Below are 21,537 nucleotides of genomic sequence, written 5' to 3' on the forward strand. Positions count from 1 at the left end.
TGCACCGACCTCACTCGCGAGGAGATGCCGGGTGCGCTGGCGGCCGCGGAGGTCGAGCGCCCGCCCAAGCGGCGCGACCTTTCCGTCGCTGCGATCCAGGAAAGGGTTGGGGACGCCCGGACCAACCCCGACGCGGAGTACGGCGTCCGCCTGAACCGGGCCCTCTTCATGTGAGCCCCTCCGGGGGTGCCCCGACTCGCACGTCGACCGTCGAGCAGCACGCCCCCCACTCCCAATGCCTTGGCCCCGACGTCGCCGACGTCGGGGCCAAGGCATGCGGGCAGCGCAAGGTGTTACGGCGCTGCCCTGACACGCGCTGTCAGAAGGTGCGCGCGGCCACCTTCACCCGCTGGGCCGTCCGCAGCGCCTCCTGGAGCTTGCCAGCGGGCAGCGGCGCCGCAGGGGCCTGCATGATGCGCTCGGCCGGCACATCGGGATCTGCCAGGTAGATGTGGGTGTAGGCGCCGGCCTCGGGCTCGAAGCGCCAGCTCTCGTCCAGGGTGCCGGCGTCCACCGTGTCGAAGCCGAGCCGACCGATCAGCTCGGCCGCCCGGACCTTCGCGTCGGGGTTGTTGCCGGCGATGGGCAGGGTGCTACGGTCCGGAGCCCCGGCGGGCCGGGCCAGCTGGGGGATGTGGTGGGCCAGGATGTTGTTGAACGCCTTGACCAGCAGCGCGCCGGGCAGGAGCTGCTGCTCCAGCTCGGCCGTGGTCACTTCCTCGGAGTCGAGTTCGGCGATCCGGCCGTCGCGGTGCGGGTAGTAGTTGCCGGTGTCCAGCACGGTCCTGCCCGTCAGGAGGCCGGCGGGCAGGTCGTGGTACGCGGTCAGGGGAATGCTGAGTACGGTCGCCTCTCCGGCGCGGGCGGCCTCTTCGACGGTGCCGGCCGTGGCGCGCGGCCCCAGTTCCCCGACGAGATCTGTCAGGCTTTCGGGGCCGCGTGAGTTGGCGATCACCACGTCGATGTCCGCGGCCACCGCCAGTCGTGCGATCGCGGCCCCGATGTTGCCGCTTCCGATGATTCCCAGGGTCGGCATCGTTGCTCCTTGCTTCGTTGGTGTGCCCGGTACCGAGCGGTCCGGTCAGGTTCTCGGTGATGATCGTCCGCGGCGCTGCGTGCTGGACGCAGCAGGGCACGCAGCGTCGCCCCATGCCCAGGGCCCGCGATCAGGCCCTGTATCCCATGCCTTCCTCGACGTGCCGCACGGTCACTGGGTCAGCGGTGTGTGGGTGCCGAAGGAACGCCGGTGATACGTGAGCGGTCTCAGGGATCCCTCGCCCGGCTCCGCGGCCGTCACGTGGGCGAGCAGGACGGTGTGGTCGCCGGCGTCGACGCAGTCGGCCACCTCGGCGGCGATCCATGCGGCGGCGCCCGGCAGCCGTGGCAGTTCCCCGCTCGGCGCCCAGTCGATTCCGTCGAACTTGTCGGGTGCGGAGCGGGCGAAGACGGAGGCCAGATCGGCCTGGTGCGCACCGAGGACGTTGACGCCGAAGCGGCCGCTGCGGCGGACGATCGCCAGCAGACGCGAGCGTTCGTCCAGCGACACCAGCACCATGGGAGGCGTCAGGGACAGGGACGCGAAGGCGCTGACCGTGGTGCCGTGCGGGCGGCCGCCGTCCAGGGCGGTGACCACGGTGACCGGAGTCGCCACGGCGGCCATGACGTCCCGGAACGCCTGCTGCGCCGTGGCGCCGGATCGCAGAGACGCGCTGGTGGACATCACCGGGCCGCCGTTTCCGAGACGCGCGTGTCGAGACCGTACTGCTCGCGGGCGTGGAGGTGGTCGCGCAGGGTGGGGCCTTCGTAGTCGAGATGGAACAGGCCGCGTTCCTGCAGGAGGGGGACGACCTGGTCGACGAAGGCGTCGACGCCGTCGTGGTAGCCGTCGATGGCCAGGGAGAAGCCGTCGCAGGCACCGGCCTCGAACCACTGCTGCATGTGGTCGGCCACGTCCTCGGCGGTGCCGGCCACGACCGGGTGGTAGTCGATGACGCCGTGGGCGAGTACGTCACGCAGGGTCCAGCCCTCCCGTGCCACCTGAAGGGCGCGGGCGGAGCGCGGGTCGTGCGGGCTGGGTACGGCGTCGGCCAGCTGGCCCGCGGTCAGCGGCTCGTCGATCTGCCCGTGGTCGAGCGGCAGGCCGATCATGGCGCCGAGGTAGCGGACGCGTTGGCGCAGGTCCACGGATTCGTCCAGGAACCGCCGCCGGTCGAGGGCGGCCCGGCGGGAGGCGGCGATGGCCGGCATGAAGCCGGCGAACATCTTCACCTCGTCCGGGTCGCGTCCGGCGCGTTCGGCGGCATCGCGCAGTGCCTGGCGCTGGGCCCGGCCGTCCTCGATGGTGTAGGGATTGGCGTAGACGCCGTCGGCGTAGCGGCCGGCCAGCTCCAGGCCGTGGCTGCCGCCGCCCGCCTGGAAGATGACCGGCTGGCCCTGCTCGGAGGGCGGGATGGGCAGTGGGCCGCGGGAGGCGACGTGGCGGCCCTGGAGATTCACCGGCTGGATCTTGTCCATGTCGGCGAACCGCTTGCCGTCCACGTCCAGAACCCAGGCGTCCTTCTGCCAGCTGCCCCACAGCGCCTGCACGATCTGCACGACCTCGTGGGCCCGCTCGTACTTCTCCGCCCGCGGCGGGACAGCGCGGCCGAAATTCGCCGCGGCGGCGGGGTCGGAGGTGGTGACCGCGTTCCAGCCGGCCCGGCCGTGGCTGATCACGTCCAGCGCCTTGAACTGGCGGGCGAGGTTGTAGGGCTCGTTGAAGGTGGTGGAGGCGGTGGAGACCAGCCCGATCCGCTCCGTCTCCCGCGCGATGGACGTCATGACCAGCAACGGATCGATCGCGAAATGCGGGACCTGGTGTTCGAGGTCCACATCCAGAACCGGAGTGTCCGCGAAGAACAGCAGCTGAATCTTGCCTCGCTCGGCTGCCTGCGCGTACCGCACGAACTGGTCCATGTCCGTATAGCTGCGCAGGTTCGCCCCAGGAAGACGCCACGCCCCGGGTTCGGCTCCGTAGCCGCTGGTGAACTGCATGCACAGGAGCATCTGACGGCTTGACACGACTGGCCCTCCAGATGAGACATAAAACGGAGAGCATCTCCGATTAGGCCTCGACAATACGGAGACTTCCTCCGTATTGTCAAAGCGGCCAGGCCGGGCAAAGAAGGGAGCAGCCGAGATGCAGGAGTCCTGGGTGTACAGGCCAACGACGTCCCTCTGAGCCCGAGTGGCGAGGGTGGCGGGCAGTTGTGTCCCTGGACTCGATCGCCGACGCTTGCGAGTCAGCCGGAGGGCCGCGGCGTGCGGTGCCGGAAGGGGGGCCGCCGAAAGTGTCCTGGTAGGTGGCAGCGGAGAACGTATGGGACCCCGGCGGGTGAGACCCGCCAACAGTCATAACCTTCATCGTTCGCATGGTCATCGTGCCGGCGATACTGTTCCTGCTCGGCGGCCGGGTCAGCTCGCAACCCACAGCGGTCGCCCCAGGAGGGGCAGGGCGGTCCACGTCAGGTGTGCCGCTCCCGTCAGCATGCCGGAAGCGGTCGACCGGAGGTGAGGGAGCGCTCGTCAACCCGGATGCCGACGCTGTCGGCTCGCCGCCAGCGGGGGAGCCGCGCTCCGAAGAGGAGCGCGGTCCGGACAGATTTGGCTTCGATGCGAGGCTCCTGGCCCTCTCCATGCGCGGCAAGGACAAGATCGCCCTGGACGGCCGAGTGCGGAGCTCCGGGGAGCAGTGGGCGGACCACCGCAGTCCCACCAGTGGGGCTGGCACGCGCATGGACACTTGCGGGACTGCGGAGGGCCGGTCCCGGCCGACGGTGAGCGGAACATAGACCGTGATCGCCGGTTGGCCAAACCGGCGATCACGGCAACCCTTGGAGTGGTTCGTCAAGCCCTGGCGACTTCTCTGTTCCAGAGAAGCTCCGACACTGAAGGAAAGCGGGCAGTTCTGTCTTATCCGATCAAGAAGCTCGTCCCTGATGCCAAGGGGAAGGTTCGGTACCGTTTTGTGGTCGACGCAGGCCCTGATCCGATCACCGGGAAGCGAAAGCAGGTGACGCGTACCTTCGGCACGCTGAGGGAGGCGAAGGCGGAGTACGCGAGCATCGTGCATCGTCGCTACGAGGCAGAGCGGGCACCGTTCAGTCAGGTCACGGTGGACGAGTGGCTCGATCAGTGGCTGGCCATGAAGGCCGAGGATCTGGAAGAGAGCACTGCCTACAGCTACACCATGACCTTGGCCCGCGTCCGCGGAAGGCTCGGGCGCATCCGGCTCCAGGACCTCACCGAGGACCATGTCGAGGCATGGATGCGATGGGCGCTCCAAGAGGGGCGCGTACGGAGAGGGAAGACGGGCACCGGCCTGGGGGCGACCTCGGTCGAGATGTCGCTGGCCCGGCTGAAGGAGGCGCTCGACCGGGCGGTGACACGGGGTCTGGTCGAGGTGAATGTCGCTCGTGAGGTGACCGTTCCCCGTAGGGCACGGAAGGCAGAGCGCAGGGCCAGGGAGGCTGTGCCGCCGTGGAGCGTCGCGGAAGTACGCGCCTTTGTTCGTGCGATCGCAGGTGACCGCCTGCAGGCACCGTTTCTTCTGGCTCTGATGGGGCTTCGGCCGGCGGAGATCTGTGGCATGCGCTGGGCGGACGTCGACCTGGACGAAGCCACGGTGTCCATCACCAACACCCGGACGGTCATGGGGAACGACATCGTGGTGGAGAAGGACGCCAAGTCGCTTGCCGGTGAGCGGCAGCTTCCTCTGCCGGCTCCGGTTGCGGCTGCTTTGACCGCGTTCCGGGCTGATCAGGCAGCCGAAAAGACGGCGGCCGGGCAGGGGTACGAAGACAGCGGCTACGTTCTCGTGGACGCTCGGGGCAGAGCGCTCAACGGACGGCAGCTGCGTGAGCGGGCCTACAAGGTCATGGACCGCAGCGGGCTGCGCCGGGTCCGTCTGTACGACGCCCGTGCGAGCTGCCTGACGTACCTGGCGAACCACGGGGTCCCGGACCACCTCCTCGCCCGGTGGGCCGGTCACGCCGACATCCGGACCACGAAGCGCTGGTACGTGAAGCCGGATGTGGAGGATCTGCGGCCGGCGGCGGAGACGTGGGGAGGTCTGGCGGGTGGCTCCGCCCCCGTTCACGAAGAGAATGTGAGATGTGGGAGCGTGAACGGGTGAGTGAGAAGAACGTCGACAGCATGCAATACCGCTTTGACGGGCCGGAACAGGCCCCGGTCCTGGTCATGGGGCCGTCCCTCGGTGCTACATGGCACATGTGGGACCGGCAGGTTCCCGAGCTGACGAAGCAGTGGCGTGTGTTCCGGTTCGACATGCCGGGACACGGAGGCGCCCCCGCCCACCCCGCGGGCTCCGTCGCCGATCTCACCGCGCGGCTGCTCGCCACCCTCGACAGCCTCGGCGTCCAGCGGTTCGGGTACGCGGGCTGCGCGCTCGGCGGCGCGATCGGCATCGAGCTGGCGCTGCGCCGCCCCGAGCGGCTCGCGTCGCTCGCGGTGATCGCCGCCTCGCCCCGCTTCGGCACGGCGGACGAGTTCCGCCGCCGCGGGGTGATCGTGCGGACCAACGGCCTCGACCCGATCGCCCGCTCCGCGCCCGAACGCTGGTTCACCGGCGGGTTCGCCGCCGCCCAGCCCGCGATCACCGAGTGGGCCGTGCAGATGGTGCGCACCACCGACCCCGGCTGCTACATCGCCGCCTGCGAGGCGCTCGCCTCGTTCGACGTGCGTGCCGAACTCGGCAGCGTCGGCGTGCCGACCCTGGTGCTGGTCGGCTCCGAGGACCAGGTCACCGGCCCCGCCGAGGCCCGCACCCTGGTCGCCGGCGTTCCGGACGCCCGGCTGGCCGTCGTGCCCGGCGCCTCCCACCTGGTGCCGGTGGAACAGCCGGCCGCCGTCACCGACCTGCTGGTGCGGCACTTCTCCACCGCCTGGCAGCCCGCCTTCGAGTCCGCCACCGGTCAGACCGCGCTGCCGGCGACGGCCGTCGCGGTGCCCGGACAGCCCGCCCCGGCCGTCGTCCCCGCGCAGCCCGCCCCCGTCGCCGAGATCGCCCCGGCGGCGGTGCCGCAGCAGCCGCACGGCAGGCCCGACCCGTACGACAGCGGGATCAAGGTCCGCCGGGAGGTGCTGGGCGACGCGCACGTCGACCGGGTGCTGGCCGGGACCGACGACTTCTCCGGCGACTTCCAGGAACTCCTCACGCGCTACGCCTGGGGCGAGGTCTGGGACCGTCCCGGGCTCGACCGGCGCACCCGCAGCTGTGTCACCCTCACCGCGCTCGTCGCCGGCGGCCACGCGGAGGAACTGCCCGTGCACATCCGGGCCGCCCTGCGCAACGGGCTCACACCGGCCGAGATCAAGGAGGTGCTCCTCCAGACGGCCGTCTACTGCGGCGTCCCGGCGGCGGACCGGGCCTTCCGGGTGGCGCAGCAGGTGGTCCGCGAGGAGACCACGCCCCAGGAGTGAGCCGGGGCGCTCCGCCCCGCCGCGCGCGGGGGCAGGATGGGGGGATGAAGCTCACGAAGAAGTCGCACTCCTGCGTCCGGCTGGAGAAGGACGGCCGCGTCCTCGTCGTGGACCCCGGAGGGTTCAGCGAGGAGGACGCCGCCCTCGGCGCGGACGCCGTCCTGGTCACGCACGAGCACCCCGACCACTTCGACGAGGGCCGGCTGCGGGCGGCGCTGGAGGCGAATCCCGCGGCCGCGATCTGGACGCCGAAGTCCGTCGCGGACCGGATCGCGCCGGCGTTCCCCGGCCGGGTGCACACCGTCGGGCACGGCGACACCTTCACGGCGGCCGGCTTCGACGTGGAGGTCCACGGCGAACTGCACGCCGTGATCCACCCGGACATCCCGCGCGTCACCAACGTCGGCTACCTCGTCGACGGCGGGAAGCTCTTCCACCCGGGCGACGCGCTCACCGTCCCGGGCCGTCCCGTCGAGACGCTGATGCTGCCCGTCATGGCCCCCTGGAACAAGATCTCCGAGGTCATCGACTACGTCCGCGAGGTGAGGCCGCGGCGCGCCTACGACATCCACGACGCCCTGCTCACCGACCTCGCCCGCCCGATCTACGACCGTCAGATCGGTGCTCTCGGCGGTGCGGAGCACCTGCGGCTCGCCCCGGGCGGCGCGGCCGAGCTGTGACCGGGCCGGCGGCGGTCGGGCGTTGTCGGACCCTCCGGGTAGGTTGGAGGACATGCGCATCGCCACCTGGAACGTGAACTCGATCACCGCCCGCCTGCCGAGGCTCCTGGCCTGGCTGGAGAGCAGCGGCACCGACGTGCTGTGCCTCCAGGAGGCCAAGGTCGCCGAGGCCCAGTTCCCGGTGGAGCAGCTGCGCGAGCTGGGCTACGAGTCGGCGGTCCACGCCACCGGCCGGTGGAACGGCGTGGCGGTGCTCTCCAGGGTCGGCCTGGAGGACGTCGTCAAGGGACTGCCCGGCGACCCCGGTTACGACGGCTCCGTGGAGCCCCGCGCCGTCGCGGCGACCTGCGGCCCCGTGCGCGTCTGGTCGGTGTACGTGCCCAACGGCCGCGAAGTGGACCACCCCCACTACGCGTACAAGCTCCAGTGGCTGGAGGCGCTGAAGGCGTCCGTGGCCGGGGACGCGGCGGGCGCCCGCCCGTTCGCGGTCCTCGGGGACTACAACATCGCCCCGACCGACGACGACGTCCACGACCGGGCCGCGTTCGAGGGCTCCACCCACGTCACTCCCGCCGAGCGTGCCGCCCTCGCCTCCCTGCGCGAGACCGGCCTGTCGGACGTCGTGCCGCGCCCCCTCAAGTACGAGCACCCGTTCACCTACTGGGACTACCGCCAGCTCTGCTTCCCCAAGAACCGCGGGATGCGCATCGACCTGGTGTACGGCAACGAGCCGTTCGCGAAGGCGGTCACCGACTCCTACGTCGACCGCGAGGAGCGCAAGGGCAAGGGCGCCTCGGACCACGCGCCGGTCGTGGTGGACCTCGACGTGTGACGGAGCGCCGACGCCCGACCCCGCGCGCCTGTGGTGCACACGGCGGTACGAATGACAGGCTGGAGGTATGAACATCCCTTTCCTGGGCAGCAGGCGCCGGAAGGGCGGGGTTCCCGGTCCCGAGGGCATCGCCGAACTCCTGGCCGAGTGCGAGCTGTTGCGCTCCCAGGCGTATCGGGCGGGGGTCCGGCTGGACGACTCCCCGGCCTCGTTGGAGGCTCTGGACCAACTCGAGCCGGGCTGGCGGGACGACGAGGAGCGGTCGGCCTGGCTGGGCAACGACGCGGGGCTGTACCTCGGCACCGTCATCGTGCGCACCGTGCCGGGAGCCGCCTGGGAGATCCGCGCCGACGGACAGCCGGTCGTACGGCTCGCCTCCGGCCGGGAGTTCGACGTCGTGGACTCGGGACACCAGTGGGCGGCCAGCGGCGTGCCCGAGCTGTCCCAGCTCTACGCGGAGGTCGCCGAGGACTGAACGCGCGGCCGGCCGGCCCGTGACCGGTCCGTCCCAACACCCGCCGCGCGCACGGCCGATGGCGGCCGACCGCACGGCGCACGCCCCCTCCCGCGACCACCGCGCCCGGACACCTCACGGCGACGACCCCGCGGGCCGCGACCCGTGGGGGTCGGGGCACCGCCGCCGGCCCCGGGGGCGGCGCACACCTCCCGGACGCCCCGCGCCACGCCCGGCGATCGCTCCGCCGGTCCGGTCGGCGACCGCACCGGGAACGTCCCCCGGCGGCCCCCGGACACCGAGCGGGTGACGCCCCGCGACCCGCCCGCGCGGACCTCGACTACGATGTTTCCTCCGTCCCCTCGGGGGAGGGGACTTCGCGCGGCAGGAGCGCGGACGCCGGTTCCGGAAGGGGTCCACCACGGACCTCGCCCGCGAGGCGGCGGTCACATCGGCCAGTCCCGTCCGGCGGCAGCCGGAGATCACTGCCCGGGTGGCGAACCGTCGTCATGACGGGGCGCCCGCCCCGGGACAGAAGGTCAGCTGCGCGCCGGACGGGGGGTGCCGGCCCGTGTCACTCCGCCCGGTGCGTCGCGCGCGCCGCCGGAGCGGCGAGCGGGGTCCGCGCCTGTTTGGTGACGTCGCCGACCAGTTCGACCACATCCGGGCCGTAGGCCTGCGAGTTGATCACCTTCAGCAGCAGCACGAAGGAGTTCGCCCCGTGCTTGCGGGCCAGCCGCTCGTGGTGCTGGGCGAGATAGCGGGTGGCGGCCTGGTTGGTGATCGCGCGCTGGCCGCAGAAGAGGAACACCGGCCGCGCCTCCCGCCGTTCACCGGCGGTCAGCCGGGCCAGCAGGACGTATTCGGTGACGCCCGGCTCCATGCGGTAGCGGTCGGGGCCTATCTGGAAGGCGCCCCGGTCCGGGCCCGGCTCCGGATCGACGTTGACCCGCACCCCCGGCAGCATCGCCGCCATGTGGGCCACCATCCGCCGGTTCGAACCGGGACCGCCGACGCAGAACTCGGTCCGCTCGCCGAAGCCCTGGTGCGCCGCGTCCTGCGTGACCACCTGGACGTGCGCCCCGCAGTCCTTGATGAGCGCGGAGAGTTCGAGCAGCGCGAACACGTCGAAGCGGTGCACCGCCGGTTCCGCCGTCGCCGGATCGCGGTTGACGACGAGCAGCGACTCGGAGTTGTCCGGCAGGCCGAGGAACGCCTGCTTGCGCCGGAGTCTGCGCTTCCACAGGGAGGTGCGGGCGAGCCAGCCCAGCGCGGCACAGAGGCCCGCGGCCAGCACACCCAGAACGATGGTGCCTACGTCGTCGGTCATGGGCGCGCATGGTAGCGGTCCGGCGCGAACCCGTGTTCGGTACACGGGTGGCGGAATCGCCCCCGGCCGCAGGCGCGGCACACCCCCACGACGTACCTGACGCGGGCATGGCGGCGAACTAAGCTGCACGGACGGCCCTTTTACGGAGGTGCGGATGCGTCGTCCCGTGGCACGGAAACTCGCAGTCCTGGCGGCCGGTGCCGCCGTGATGTCGGTGGGGGCCTTCGCGCCGCCCGCCGGGCACGACAGACCCGTCCGGCCCGCCCCGCACGCACCCAAGACCCCGGTGGCGGTCGGGTACGGGGGCGCGGTCTCCAGCGTCGACGCCGACGCCTCGGCCGCCGGGATCGAGGTCCTCAGGAAGGGCGGCAACGCCGTCGACGCGGCCGTCGCCACCGCCGCCGCGCTCGGCGTCACCGAGCCCTACTCGGCCGGCATCGGCGGGGGCGGCTACTTCGTCCACTACGACGCCCGGTCCCGCACCGTGCACACCCTCGACGGACGCGAGACCGCCCCGCTGACCGCCGACTCCCGACTGTTCCTGGAGAACGGCGCGCCGATCCCGTTCGCCGAAGCCGTCAGCAGCGGTCTCGCGGTCGGCACCCCCGGCACGCCCGCCACCTGGCAGCGGGCGCTCGACCGATGGGGCAAGCGCGGCCTGAGCACGGTCCTGGAGCCCGCCGAACGCCTCGCCCGCGAGGGCTTCACCGTCGACGACACCTTCCGCGCGCAGACCGCCGCCAACGAGACGCGCTTCCGTCACTTCCCCGACACCGCCGAGCTGTTCCTCCCGGGCGGTGAACTCCCGGCCGTCGGATCCACGTTCAAGAACCCCGACCTGGCCGGCACCTACCGGGAACTGCGCCGCGAGGGCGTCGACGCCCTGTACCGGGGCGCCATCGGCCGGGACGTCGTCGACACGGTCAACGCGCCGCCCGTGGCCCCCGGCTCCGGCTGGAACGCCCGCCCGGGCGACCTGTCCGCCCGCGACCTCGCCGCCTACCGCGTCAGGTCCCAGCCGCCCACGAAGACGTCCTACCGGGGCCTGGACGTCTACTCCATGGCGCCCTCCTCCTCCGGCGGCACCACGGTCGGCGAGGCCCTCAACATCCTGGAGCGCACCGACCTGTCCCGGGCGAGCGAGGTGCGGTACCTGCACCGCTTCCTCGAAGCGAGCCGCATCGCCTTCGCCGACCGGGGCCGCTGGGTCGGCGACCCCGCCTTCGAGGACGTACCGACGAAGGAACTGCTCTCCCAGCGGTTCGCCGACTCGCGCGCCTGCCTCATCGAGGACGACGCCGTCCTCACCAGTCCCGTCGCCCCCGGCGACCCCCGTGACCCGAAGCCCTGCGCCACCGGCGGCACGGCCGTGCCGACGACGTACGAGGGCGAGAGCACCACGCACCTGACCACCGCCGACCGGTGGGGCAACGTCGTCGCCTACACCCTCACCATCGAGCAGACCGGCGGCAGCGGCATCACCGTGCCCGGGCGCGGGTTCCTGCTGAACAACGAACTGACCGACTTCTCCTTCGCCCCGGCCGACCCGGCCGTGCACGACCCGAACCTGCCCGGCCCCGGCAAGCGGCCGAGGTCCTCGATGGCGCCGACCATCGTGCTCGACCGGCACGACCGGCCGGTGGTGGCGCTCGGTTCGCCCGGCGGCTCGACCATCATCACCACGGTGCTGCAGACCCTCACCGGCTTCCTCGACCGCGGGCTGTCCCTGCCCGACGCGATCGCCGCGCCGCGCGCCAGCCAGCGCAACACCGCGCAGACGGACCTCGAACCCGGCCTCCTCGACAGCGAGGTGCGGCACCGTCTGGAGGCGATCGGGCACTCCTTCCGGGCGAACCCGGAGATCGGCGCGACCACCGCCGTCCAGCGGCTGCCGGACGGCAGGTGGCTCGCGGCGGCCGAGAAGGTCCGCAGGGGCGGCGGATCGGCGATGGTGGTCCGCCCGGCACGCTAGCCGCGCCGGGGGCGCCCCCGCCCGGGAGGCGCCCCCGCCGTCCGGCTCACAGTTCGGGCGTCGGCGTCTCCTGCGTACGGAACGTCAGGCGCCCGTCCTGCGCGTCCACCGTCACCCGGCCGCCGTCCTGGACGCGGCCGTCCAGGAGCAGCCGGGAGAGCTGGTTGTCGACCTCCCGCTGGATGGTGCGGCGCAGCGGCCGGGCGCCGTACTCGGGCTGGTAGCCGCGCTCGGCCAGCCAGTCCACGGCCGCGTCGGTGAAGTCGATCGCGATGTTCTGCCCCTTGAGCCCGCGGCGGGTGCTCTCCAGCAGCAGGTCCGTGATCTGCCGCAGCTCCTCGGAGGTGAGCTGGCGGAACACCACGATCTCGTCGATGCGGTTCAGGAACTCCGGCCGGAAGTGCTCCCGCAGCGGCCGCAGGATCTGCTCGCGCCGCGCCTCCTCGTCGGCGTCCGCCCCGCCGGACGCGAAGCCGAGGGTGGCGCCGCGCCGGGTGATCGCCTCGGAGCCCAGGTTGCTGGTCATCACGATGACCGTGTTGGTGAAGTCCACCGTGCGGCCCTGCGAGTCGGTCAGCCGTCCGTCGTCCAGCACCTGGAGCAGGATGTTGAAGACGTCCGGGTGGGCCTTCTCCACCTCGTCCAGCAGCAGCAGCGAGTACGGGTGCCGGCGGACCACCTCGGTGAGCTGACCGGCCTCCTCGTGCCCCACGTAGCCGGGCGGGGCGCCCACCAGCCGGCTGACCGTGTGCCGCTCCTGGTACTCGCTCATGTCGAGCCGCACCATCCGGTCCTCGCTGCCGAACAGCGCCTCGGCGAGCGCCCGCGCCAGCTCCGTCTTGCCGACGCCCGTCGGCCCGAGAAAGAGGAAGCTGCCGATCGGCCGGTCGGGGCTGGCAAGCCCCGCGCGGGAGCGCAGCACGGCGTCGGAGACGACCCGCACCGCCTCCTCCTGGCCGACGACCCGCTGGTGCAGGTGCTGCTCGAGACCCAGCAGCCGGTCCTTCTCCTCCTCGGTGAGGCGGCTGACCGGGATGCCCGTCTGCCGGGCCACCACCTCGGCGATCGCCTCGGCGTCCACCCACAGGCTCTGGCCCTCGTCGACCTCGTCGCCGCCGCCGGCCTGGGCGATCCGCTCCTTCAGCTCCCCGATGCGGTCCCGCAGCCGCATCGCCTGCTCGTAACTCTCGTCGGCGACCGCCTGGTCCTTGTCGCAGGTGAGCTGCTCGACCTCGCGCTCCATGGCGCGCACGTCGGTGCCCTTGGTGCGGGCCCGCAGCCGCACCCGCGCACCCGCCTGGTCGATGAGGTCGATGGCCTTGTCCGGCAGCCTGCGGTCGCTCAGGTAGCGGTCGGACAGCTCGACGGCCGCCACCAGCGCCTCGTCGGTGTAGCGCACCTGGTGGTGGGCCTCGTACCGGTCCCGCAGGCCGCGCAGGATCTCGATCGCGTCCGCGGGCGTGGGTTCCGGCACCATGATCGGCTGGAAGCGGCGGGCCAGCGCGGCGTCCTTCTCGATGCGGCGGTACTCCTCCAGCGTGGTCGCCCCGACGACGTGCAGTTCGCCGCGGGCGAGGGCCGGTTTGAGGATGTTCCCGGCGTCCATGGAGCCGCCTTCGCCGCCGCCTCCGGCGCCGACGACGGTGTGCAGCTCGTCGATGAAGACGATCAGCTGGTCGGAGTGGGAGCGGATCTCCTCGACGATGTTGTTCATCCGTTCCTCGAAGTCGCCCCGGTAACGGGTCCCGGCGACCACCGCGGTGAGGTCGAGGGCGATCACGCGCCGGCCGAGGAGCACGTCGGGCACGTCCCCCTCGGCGATCCGCTGGGCCAGCCCCTCGACCACCGCGGTCTTGCCGACACCCGCGTCACCGATCAGCACCGGGTTGTTCTTCCCGCGCCGGGAGAGCACCTCGACGGTCTGCTCGATCTCCTCCTCCCGTCCGATCACCGGGTCGATACGGCCCTCCCGGGCCATCGACGTCAGGTCACGGCCGTACTTGTCCAGGGTCGGGGTGCCGGTGGCGGGCCGCGGGCGCTCGGCGCGCGGCTGCCGGTCCTCCGGTGTCTCCGGCGGGGGAGAGGGGGCGTAGCGGGCAGCGTGCAGGATGTGCCCGGCGGCCGAGTCGGGATTGGCGGCGAGGGCGCTGAGCACGTGCTCCGGGCCGATGTAGCCGACGCCGCTCGCCCGGGCCATCTCGTGCGCGTCCAGGAGCGCGCGCTTGACGGCGGGGGTGAGGGACAGCGAGGTCGGCGGCGGGGCGTCGCCCGGGGCGTGCTGGGCCGGGCCCGACCGGTCGTCGATCTCGGACGCCAGCGAGTCCGGATCGGCGCCCGCCCTGCTGAGCAGACTCCGGGTCGGCTCGGCGGAGAGGGCGGCGCGCAGGAGGTGCTGGGTGTCCAGGTCACGGCTGCCGTGCTCGGCGGCGTACTGCGCGGCGCCGCGCACCAGTTCCCGTGCGGGCTGGCTGAGGAGCCTGCCGATGTCGATCTGGCGGGGGCGCTGTCCGCCGAAGAAGCGGGCGAGGAATTCTGCGAACGGGTCACCCTCCGGGCCGACGAAACCACTCGTCATCGTCATCCGTTCCTTCGCTGGGTCGACGTGCCGGAGCCGGGTGACCCGGCAGGGGCTCGCTCATGCCCACGATGACACGATCCGTGGGGGCGGGCATGTTCGCCGGCGCGGGCACCCCCGCCGGGGCCGTCGGGGCGTGCGGCTCCCCGCCGGGCCGCGCGGCTGCGGCACCCGGGCCGTGAGGAGACGGTGGCCCGCTCGGGCGATCGCCACCACCAATTACTATACCGGTATTAGAATGGTGCCCATGGTGCGTACCCCCTTGACCCCCGAAGAGCGCGAACGCGGCGAGCGGCTCGGCCGGCTGCTGCGCGACGCGCGCGGCAGCCGCAGCATGACCGAGGTGGCGGCGGGTGCCGGCCTCTCCGCGGAGACCCTGCGCAAGATCGAGACGGGCCGGGCCCCGACCCCCGCGTTCTTCACGGTGGCCGCCCTGGCGAGCGAGCTCGGCCTGTCGATGGACGAACTCGTGGGCCGCTGCGCGCCGCCGAGCGCGTCGATCGCCGCCTGAGCCGGGCCGGCCGCATCCCGCCGGAAAACTCTCCGTAGCGCCGCCGTAACACGGCGGGTGTTGTCTACGGGTCCGAGTACTCCGGATCTGACGGGGAGTGGGGTATGGCGTCGGAGCAACTCCCGGACGGCATGCGGGAGTTCGCGGACCTTCTGCGGGCCCTGCTGGCGCGCGTCGACCGGCACGGAGGCTGGTGCCTGGTGTTCCGGCAGCGGGACCCCGAGGGCATGCGGGCCTGCGCCGAGGGGCGGGAACCGCCGCCCTGGGACGTGGTGGAGTCCCTGCTCCACGACCTCGCCGCCGCCCACGGCCCGGCGGCCGCCGAGGCCGAGGTGCCACGGGCCCGTGCCCTGTACGCGGCCGCGCTGGCCGCGTACGACGCCCGGCCCGGTGCGCGGGAGGCCCTGCGCGGGCGGCTGGACGTCGTGCTGCGCGAGCAGCGCCACGCGGCGGAGCGCAGGACCGGACTCGCCCGCAGGCTCGCCGCCGCCGCCACCGCCGAGGGAGCCCGCGCCCTGGGCACCGACCTCGCGTGGGCCGACGACGACCACCGGCGCGCGGCGGCCCGCTGCGCGGAGATCACGGCCCGCCTGCGCGCCCTGGACCGGCACGCCGCCCGGGCCGAGCCCTTACCGCCGTCGCCCGCACGCCACGAGAGCCACTTCCGCGCCCCCGACCCCGACCGTGCGCCCGCCCCGGACCGAGCCCCCGCTCCCGGCCGTGCGCCCGCTCCGGACCGCGCTCCCGCCGCCGGCCGTGCGCCCGCTCCGGACCGCGCTCCCGCCGCCGGCCGTGCGCCCGCTCCGGACCGCGCTCCCGCTCCGGACCGCGCTCCCGCTCCGGACCGCGCTCCCGCCGCCGGCCGTGCGCCCGCTCCGGACCGTGCCCCCGCTCCCGGCCGTGCGCCCGCCCCGGACCGTGCCCCCGCTCCCGGCCGTGCGCCCGCCCCGGACCGTGCCCCCGCTCCCGGCCGTGCGCCCGCCCCGGACCGCGCTCCCGCCCCCGACCGTGCGCCCGCCCCCGCACCGGGCCGGGCCGGCGCCGGTTCCGCGAGTGCCCCTGCCCCGAAGTGGCCCTCGGCCGGGGCGCGCGGGCGGCGGCGGGGCGGCGCCCGGTTCGCCGGGGTGGAGGAGGAGGCGGGAGCCGTCACCGTGCCGCCCGTCGCCGTCCCGGCCGTCACCGCCTCGCGCGGGGCGCGCTTCGCCGGGGTCGCCGAGGGGCCGGGGGAGGGGACGGAACCCGGGAGCGGGACCCCCGGCGGCGCGGCCGACCGGCAGGAGGTCGACCGTGCCGTGGCCGAACTCGTGGGTGCGGCTGCGCCGCGCGGGACGTAGCGGGGAGGCCCACGCGCTGCTCACCGAGGCCGCGGCCTCGCCCGCCGCACGGTTCCCGCTGTTCGCCGAGGCGATGCCGGCGGCCGGGCTCGGCGCCGACTGGACCACCCTGCTGTGGGAGGCCGCGGCCGCCCTGCCCGCCGACCGGCTCGTCGCCGCCGCCGACGCCCTCACCGGGGCGGGCCGCGCGGCGGACGGCGGGCAGCTCCTCCGGCACGGTGTCGTACGCCCGGCCGACGAGATCGGGCGGGCGGCGCTCACCCTGGACGCGCAGGCACGGCACCGCGAGGCGCGGGCGCTGCTCGACGCCTGCGTCCGCATGCGCACCCCGGCGGACGCGGCCCGCACGGCCGCCGCCGACCCGCGCAGGCTCGTCCCGCTGCTCCTCGCCGTCTCCCGGGGCGTCTCCGAGACACGGCACCGGGACCTGCTGCACGCCCTGCGCGTCGCGGGACTCGCCGTCTGACCGGGAGCCGGCCCCCGGCCGGCTCACCCACCGGGGTGTCAAACACGATCGACTCGCGCGGCCTCGGCGACGATGGTCTTGGCAAGGCCGTCCGAGGGGCTTACGTTCGTCCCTCTACGACCTGTTTCTACGGGTGTGGAGGCGCTGACGTCGCGTCGAAGGAGCAGCTCATGACCCACGTCGTACGTGCCGCTCTGGTCCAGGCGACCTGGACCGGCGACACCGAGTCCATGCTGGCGAAACACGAGGAGCACGCCCGCGAGGCGGCCCGGCGGGGCGCGAAGGTCATCGGATTCCAGGAAGTGTTCAACGCCCCCTACTTCTGCCAGGTGCAGGACCCCGCGCACCACCGCTGGGCGGAGCCCGTCCCGGACGGTCCCACCGTTCGCCGGATGCGGGAGCTGGCCCGCGAGACGGGCATGGTCCTCGTCGTGCCGGTCTTCGAGGTCGAACAGCCCGGCCACTACTACAACACCGCCGCCGTGATCGACGCCGACGGCACCGTCCTCGGCAAGTACCGCAAGCACCACATCCCGCAGGTCGAGGGGTTCTGGGAGAAGTTCTACTTCCGGCCCGGCAACCTGGGCTGGCCCGTCTTCGACACCGCCGTCGGCAAGGTCGGCGTCTACATCTGCTACGACCGCCACTTCCCCGAGGGCTGGCGACAACTCGGCCTCAACGGGGCACAGTTGGTCTACAACCCGTCCGCCACGCACCGCGGTCTGTCGTCCCACCTCTGGCGCCTGGAGCAGCCGGCCGCGGCCGTCGCCAACGAGTACTTCGTCGCCGCGATCAACCGCGTGGGGGTGGAGGAGTACGGGGACAACGACTTCTACGGCACCTCGTACTTCGTCGACCCGCGCGGACAGTTCGTCGGGGACGTCGCCGACGACAGCAAGGAGGAACTCGTGATCCGCGACCTGGACCTCGGCCTCATCGACGAGGTGCGGCAGCAGTGGGCCTTCTACCGCGACCGCCGCCCCGACGCCTACGAGGGGCTGGTGCGGCCGTGACCGACGATCTGCTGGGCCGCCACCGCTCCGTGCTCCCCGACTGGCTCGCCCTCTACTACGAGCACCCCATCGAGATCACCCACGGCGAGGGAAGGCACGTCTGGGACGCCGGGGGCAACCGCTACCTCGACTTCTTCGGCGGCATCCTCACCACCATGACCGCCCACGCCCTGCCCGAGATCACCAAGGCGGTGAGCGACCAGGCGGGGCGGATCGTCCACTCCTCCACCCTCTACCTCAACCGGCCGATGGTGGAACTCGCCGAACGCATCGCCAAGCTGAGCGGCATCCCGGACGCCCGGGTCTTCTTCACCACCTCCGGCACCGAGGCCAACGACACCGCCCTGCTGCTCGCCACCACCTATCGGCGCAGCAACACGGTCCTGGCGATGCGCAACAGCTACCACGGCCGCTCCTTCAGCTCGGTCGGCATCACCGGCAACCGCGGCTGGTCACCCACCTCGCTCTCCCCGCTCCAGACGCTCTACGTGCACGGCGGGGTGCGCACCCGGGGTCCCTTCGCCGCGCTCGACGACTACGACTACGTCGCGGCCTGCGTCGACGACCTCAAGGACCTCCTCGGCCACACCCGCCCGCCCGCCGCCCTGATCGCCGAACCCGTCCAGGGCGTCGGCGGTTTCACCTCGCCCCCCGACGGGCTGTACGCGGCCTTCCGCGAGGTGCTGCACGAGCGGGGCATCCTGTGGATCGCCGACGAGGTACAGACCGGCTGGGGCCGCACCGGCGAGCACTTCTGGGGCTGGCAGGCCCACGGCCGCAGCGGCCCGCCCGACATGCTGACCTTCGCCAAGGGCATCGGCAACGGCATGTCCATCGGCGGCGTCGTCGCCCGCTCCGAGATCATGAACTGCCTGGACGCCCACAGCATCTCCACCTTCGGCGGCACCCAGATCACCATGGCCGCGGGCCTTGCCAACCTCACCTACCTGCTGGAACACGACCTCCAGGGCAACGCCCGCCGGGTCGGCGGCCTGCTCATCGAGCGGCTGCGGGCGGCCGCCGCCCAGGTCCCGGCCGTACGGGAGGTGCGCGGCCGCGGACTGATGATCGGCATCGAGCTGACCGTACCCGGCACCGACCGGGCCGACCCCGAGGCGGCGTCCGCCGTCCTGGAGGCGGCCCGTGAAGGCGGCCTGCTCATCGGCAAGGGCGGCGGACACGACACCAGCGCCCTGCGCATCGCACCGCCGCTGTCCCTCAACGTGGCGGAGGCCGAGGAGGGCGCCGACATCCTCGAACGTGCCCTGCGGAGCATCCGGTAGGAGCGGTACCGAACAGAAGGACGCTGCCATGACCACCTGGGAGCCACCGGCACCGGCCCTCTCGGTCCGGCAGGTCCTCGCCCTGGAACGGGTGCTCGCCGGGGAGCCCGAGGTGGTGGCCGGCGCGGGCCGGCTGGACCGGCCGGTGCGCTGGGTGCACGTCGCCGAGGCGCCCGACGTCGGCGTGATGCTCAGCGGCGGCGAGATGGTGCTCACCACCGGCGTCCTGCTCACCGGTGACGAGGACAAGCAGACCGAGTACGTCCGCTCCCTGCACCGTGCGGAGGCGTCCGCCGTGGTCCTCGGACTCGGCCGGGCGTTCCCGGCCCCGCCGGAGGCCATGCGCCGCGCGGCGGAACGGTGCGACCTGCCCCTCGTGGTCCTCCACCGCCCCTTCCCCTTCGCCCAGTTGACCGAGGAGGTGCAGTCCCGGCTGGTTCGGCGGAAGTTCGCCGCCGTCAGTCTCTCCGAGGCCGTGCGCACCGAACTCACCGCGCTGATCACCACCGGCGCCCCGCTGCAGCGCCTGCTCGACGAGGTGGCCCGGCACAGCGGCTGCCCCGTCGTCGTCGCCAACGTCGCCCACCGCGTCCTCGGCACGGCGGGGGAGCGGCCGGCCGTCGACGACGTCCTGCGCGACTGGGAGCGCGTCGCCCGCCAGGCCGGCGCCGGCGAGGGCGACGGCTGGATCCGCGCCGAGCTCGGCGGCCGGGGCGAGCGGTGGGGCAGCATCGTGCTGTGCGGCTACCGGGGCGACACCGCCACCGGGCGGCTGCTCGCCGACCGCGCCGCCGAGGCCCTCGTGCTGCACCGCATGCTCGGCGGCACCGCCCCCACCTGGGAGGAACAGTCCGCGCAGGGCCTGCTGACCGACCTGGTCAGCGGGACCGTACCGGCCGGGCACCTGCTGCCCCGGGCGCGCGCCGCCGGGCTCCCGGTGAACCGGCGCACCTTCGTGCCGCTCGTCGTGCGGGGCGGGGACGCGGCCCGGCTGGACCGCGTGCTGCGCCTGCTGGGACTCCCCGGGATCGCCGCCGAGCTGGCCGGCACGGCGACCGCCGTGCTGCTCAGTCTCGCCCGCGACCAGGACGCCGACGCCCTCGCCGCCCACTTCGCGGCACGGCTGCGCGCCGAACCGGGCGCCGCGCCCGTCGTGGTGGCGGCGGCCGGCGCCCGCACCTCCTTCGACGAGGTGCCCGCCGGGCTGCGCGAGGCCCGGCACGTCGCGGACGCGGTGGCGGACTCCGCCGCCGCGCTCGGCCTGCCGCCCGTGGTGCGTCTGCGCGACGTCCATCTGCGCGGGCTCGTACGGCTGTTGCGGGACGACCCCCAGGTGCAGTCGTTCGCGGAGCGGGAGCTGGACGGCCTGCTGGGCGAGCCGGACGAGGACCTGCTGTCCGTGCTGCGCACCTACCTCGCCACCGGCCGCAACAAGTCCCGCACCGCCCAGCTCCACCACGTCTCGCGGCCCGCGCTCTACCGCCGCCTCGAAGCGATACAGGCCCGCCTGGGCGTGGACCTCGACGACTTCGAACAGGCCGCCTCGGTACACATCGCGCTCCTCGCGCACGACGCGCAACAACGCTGAAACAAGCGCCCCACCTGCGACAACCGGGGTGAGACACGGGCCCGTCGAAGGATGACACGGTGACACGCCGCACCCCCGCGGACGTGACACGGTGCACCTCACGGGCAGGCCCGTCCCCTCCCTAGGCTCGCCGCACACCGAGCGACCGGAGGTCCCGATGAGCCGAGTGATCCGAGCCGCCGTCTTCCAGACCGCCTGGACCGGCGACAGGGAATCGATGATCCAGGTCCACGAGCAGGCCGCCCGCGACGCCGCCGCCCAGGGCGCCCAGGTGCTCTGCTTCCAGGAACTGTTCTACGGACCGTACTTCTGCCAGGTGCAGGACCCCGCCTTCTACGCGTACGCCGAACGCATCCCCGACGGCCCCGTGGTCCGGCGCTTCCAGGCCCTCGCCCGGGAACTGGGCATCGTCCTGGTGCTGCCGATGTACGAGGAGGAGCAGCCCGGCGTCCTCTACAACACGGCCGCGGTGATCGACGCCGACGGCTCCTACCTCGGCAAGTACCGCAAGACGCACATCCCCCAGGTGAAGGGGTTCTGGGAGAAGTTCTACTTCCGTCCCGGCAACAGCGGCTGGCCCGTCTTCGACACCGCGGCCGGCCGGATCGGCGTCTACATCTGCTACGACCGGCACTTCCCCGAGGGCTGGCGCGCGCTCGGCCTCGCGGGAGCCGAGATCGTCTTCAACCCCTCGGCCACCTCACGCGGCCTGTCCGGCTACCTCTGGCAGCTGGAACAGCCCGCGGCGGCCGTCGCCAACGAGTACTTCGTCGGCGCCATCAACCGGGTGGGCGTGGAGGAGTACGGCGACAACGACTTCTACGGCACGAGCTACTTCGTCGATCCCGAGGCCCGGTTCGCCGGCGAACCGGCGAGCGACAAGGAGACCGAACTCGTCGTCCGCGACCTGGATCTGGCCAAGCTCCGCGAGGTCCGCGACCGCTGGCAGTTCTACCGCGACCGCGCTCCGGGGGCGTACGGCCCGCTGACCGCACCCTGACAGCACCGACCACGCGAGG

At 73.1% G+C, this 21,537-nt stretch carries 18 protein-coding genes; 13 read left to right on the plus strand and 5 right to left on the minus strand.

Going from position 1 to position 21,537, the window contains the following annotated elements:
* Positions 1 to 319: 319 nt before the first annotated feature.
* The 3 genes from IE118_RS21810 to IE118_RS21820 all read right to left on the minus strand — a co-directional run bounded on the left by IE118_RS21810 (position 320) and on the right by IE118_RS21820 (position 3,033).
* Positions 320 to 1,036 (minus strand): NADPH-dependent F420 reductase, encoded by a 717-nt coding sequence (locus tag IE118_RS21810; RefSeq protein ID WP_189559679.1) that lies wholly within the window; start codon positions 1,034 to 1,036, stop codon positions 320 to 322.
* Between the two features lie 171 nt (positions 1,037 to 1,207).
* Entirely contained in the window at positions 1,208 to 1,720 is a 513-nt protein-coding gene (locus IE118_RS21815; protein ID WP_051850986.1) for a flavin reductase family protein, read from the minus strand.
* Positions 1,720 to 3,033, minus strand: coding sequence for an NtaA/DmoA family FMN-dependent monooxygenase (locus IE118_RS21820; RefSeq protein WP_229846892.1), 1,314 nt, complete (start codon positions 3,031 to 3,033; stop codon positions 1,720 to 1,722). The genes IE118_RS21815 and IE118_RS21820 overlap by 1 nt, the downstream gene beginning before the upstream one ends.
* A gap of 973 nt (positions 3,034 to 4,006) precedes the next feature.
* On the opposite strand from IE118_RS21820, the gene IE118_RS21825 reads away from it, so the two are divergent.
* The 5 genes from IE118_RS21825 (at position 4,007) to IE118_RS21845 (ending at position 8,467) form a co-directional block, all read left to right on the plus strand.
* Positions 4,007 to 5,173: a tyrosine-type recombinase/integrase gene (locus tag IE118_RS21825; RefSeq protein ID WP_189559680.1), complete on the plus strand. Its 1,167-nt coding sequence runs from the start codon at positions 4,007 to 4,009 to the stop codon at positions 5,171 to 5,173.
* Positions 5,174 to 5,193: 20 nt separating this feature from the next.
* The gene (gene pcaDC, locus IE118_RS21830) at positions 5,194 to 6,480 is read left to right on the plus strand and encodes a bifunctional 3-oxoadipate enol-lactonase/4-carboxymuconolactone decarboxylase PcaDC (protein WP_373303209.1); all 1,287 of its coding nucleotides are present in this window, start codon (positions 5,194 to 5,196) and stop codon (positions 6,478 to 6,480) included.
* Between the two features lie 44 nt (positions 6,481 to 6,524).
* Positions 6,525 to 7,160, plus strand: a complete 636-nt coding sequence (locus IE118_RS21835; RefSeq protein WP_189559682.1) for an MBL fold metallo-hydrolase — start codon at positions 6,525 to 6,527, stop codon at positions 7,158 to 7,160.
* Between the two features lie 52 nt (positions 7,161 to 7,212).
* Positions 7,213 to 7,992: an exodeoxyribonuclease III gene (locus IE118_RS21840; RefSeq protein ID WP_189559683.1), complete on the plus strand. Its 780-nt coding sequence runs from the start codon at positions 7,213 to 7,215 to the stop codon at positions 7,990 to 7,992.
* Positions 7,993 to 8,059: 67 nt separating this feature from the next.
* Entirely contained in the window at positions 8,060 to 8,467 is a 408-nt protein-coding gene (locus IE118_RS21845; RefSeq protein ID WP_189559684.1) for a DUF6278 family protein, read from the plus strand.
* 553 nt (positions 8,468 to 9,020) lie between these two features.
* On the opposite strand, the gene IE118_RS21850 is transcribed toward IE118_RS21845, so the two are convergent.
* Positions 9,021 to 9,776 (minus strand): hypothetical protein, encoded by a 756-nt coding sequence (locus tag IE118_RS21850; protein WP_189559685.1) that lies wholly within the window; start codon positions 9,774 to 9,776, stop codon positions 9,021 to 9,023.
* 154 nt (positions 9,777 to 9,930) lie between these two features.
* On the opposite strand from IE118_RS21850, the gene ggt reads away from it, so the two are divergent.
* Positions 9,931 to 11,748 (plus strand): gamma-glutamyltransferase, encoded by a 1,818-nt coding sequence (gene ggt / locus IE118_RS21855; RefSeq protein WP_189559686.1) that lies wholly within the window; start codon positions 9,931 to 9,933, stop codon positions 11,746 to 11,748.
* Positions 11,749 to 11,794: 46 nt separating this feature from the next.
* Here ggt and IE118_RS21860 read toward each other — a convergent pair whose 3' ends face one another.
* A complete protein-coding gene (locus IE118_RS21860; protein ID WP_189559900.1) occupies positions 11,795 to 14,323 on the minus strand; it encodes an ATP-dependent Clp protease ATP-binding subunit in 2,529 nt (842 codons plus the stop codon).
* Between the two features lie 247 nt (positions 14,324 to 14,570).
* Between IE118_RS21860 and IE118_RS21865 the strand changes: the two genes are divergently transcribed.
* From IE118_RS21865 to IE118_RS21890, 7 genes are all read left to right on the plus strand, one after another.
* Positions 14,571 to 14,834 carry a helix-turn-helix domain-containing protein gene (locus tag IE118_RS21865; protein WP_189559687.1) on the plus strand — a complete coding sequence of 88 codons (264 nt, stop codon included), beginning with the start codon at positions 14,571 to 14,573 and terminating at the stop codon, positions 14,832 to 14,834.
* A gap of 104 nt (positions 14,835 to 14,938) precedes the next feature.
* On the plus strand, positions 14,939 to 16,168 hold the full coding sequence (locus tag IE118_RS34480) for a hypothetical protein (RefSeq protein ID WP_268248960.1): 1,230 nt from the start codon (positions 14,939 to 14,941) through the stop codon (positions 16,166 to 16,168).
* Entirely contained in the window at positions 16,122 to 16,634 is a 513-nt protein-coding gene (locus tag IE118_RS34100; RefSeq protein ID WP_229846910.1) for a hypothetical protein, read from the plus strand. Before IE118_RS34480 ends, IE118_RS34100 begins: the two co-directional genes overlap by 47 nt.
* A 170-nt stretch (positions 16,635 to 16,804) precedes the next feature.
* A complete protein-coding gene (locus IE118_RS21875) occupies positions 16,805 to 17,647 on the plus strand; it encodes a nitrilase-related carbon-nitrogen hydrolase (RefSeq protein WP_189559688.1) in 843 nt (280 codons plus the stop codon).
* On the plus strand, positions 17,644 to 18,930 hold the full coding sequence (locus IE118_RS21880; RefSeq protein ID WP_189559689.1) for an aspartate aminotransferase family protein: 1,287 nt from the start codon (positions 17,644 to 17,646) through the stop codon (positions 18,928 to 18,930). The genes IE118_RS21875 and IE118_RS21880 overlap by 4 nt, the downstream gene beginning before the upstream one ends.
* A 28-nt stretch (positions 18,931 to 18,958) precedes the next feature.
* Positions 18,959 to 20,518, plus strand: a complete 1,560-nt coding sequence (locus IE118_RS21885) for a PucR family transcriptional regulator (protein ID WP_189559690.1) — start codon at positions 18,959 to 18,961, stop codon at positions 20,516 to 20,518.
* 157 nt (positions 20,519 to 20,675) lie between these two features.
* Positions 20,676 to 21,518, plus strand: coding sequence for a nitrilase-related carbon-nitrogen hydrolase (locus IE118_RS21890; protein WP_189559691.1), 843 nt, complete (start codon positions 20,676 to 20,678; stop codon positions 21,516 to 21,518).
* The last annotated feature ends 19 nt before the right edge of the window (positions 21,519 to 21,537 follow it).

The sequence above is a fragment of the Streptomyces pilosus genome (assembly GCF_014649835.1).
Taxonomy (GTDB): domain Bacteria; phylum Actinomycetota; class Actinomycetes; order Streptomycetales; family Streptomycetaceae; genus Streptomyces; species Streptomyces pilosus.